Source organism: Mesorhizobium sp. M7A.T.Ca.US.000.02.2.1 (genome assembly GCF_003996995.1).
Taxonomy (GTDB): domain Bacteria; phylum Pseudomonadota; class Alphaproteobacteria; order Rhizobiales; family Rhizobiaceae; genus Mesorhizobium.
On the sequence record NZ_RZTT01000890.1, the window covers coordinates 1 to 539 of the forward strand.

At 57.5% G+C, this 539-nt stretch carries 1 pseudogene; it reads left to right on the plus strand.

Annotated features, from left to right (window positions below):
* Window positions 1-177 precede the first annotated feature (177 nt).
* Window positions 178-539 (plus strand): annotated as a pseudogene (locus EOD15_RS35310) (sterol desaturase family protein); the annotation flags it as partial.

Here is a 539-nt window from a genome sequence, read left to right on the forward strand (position 1 = left end):
ATTTCAAACGCAACCCGGATCTTTGGGGTCTTGACGGCTAGGACACGAACGGTTCGAAGCCGTGTCAAAGAACCGCGTTCGACGGTCCCATTGCTCCGAGCCGTTGCGTTCGGCGACATTGCTAGCACGTTCCGTGCGTCAGCGCCCTTACAGAGCCTTTAGCCTTTGGAAAGGGAGATGTGGTTCCTCTCGGAGGCGCAGACGACGCGCAGAGGCGAATCGATGGATATCTTTGGCATCAAGGCACTGTTGATCTGCGCGCTGATCTTCATTCCGTTCGAACATCTGTTTGCCGAGCGGCCGCAGAAGATCTTCCGCAAGGGGTTTGCTGTCGATCTGATCTATCTGCTGTTCAACGGCTTCATCATAAAGCTGGCCATCGTCATGATGGCGGCAGGCGCGCTCGGTGCCGCTGCGCTCCTTGTCCCGCCGGCGATAACGCAGGCCGTCAGCGGCCAGCCCGTCTGGCTGCAGGTTGCCGAAATCATCGTGATTACCGATATCGGCGTCTACTGGACACATCGGGCCTTCCACAAAAT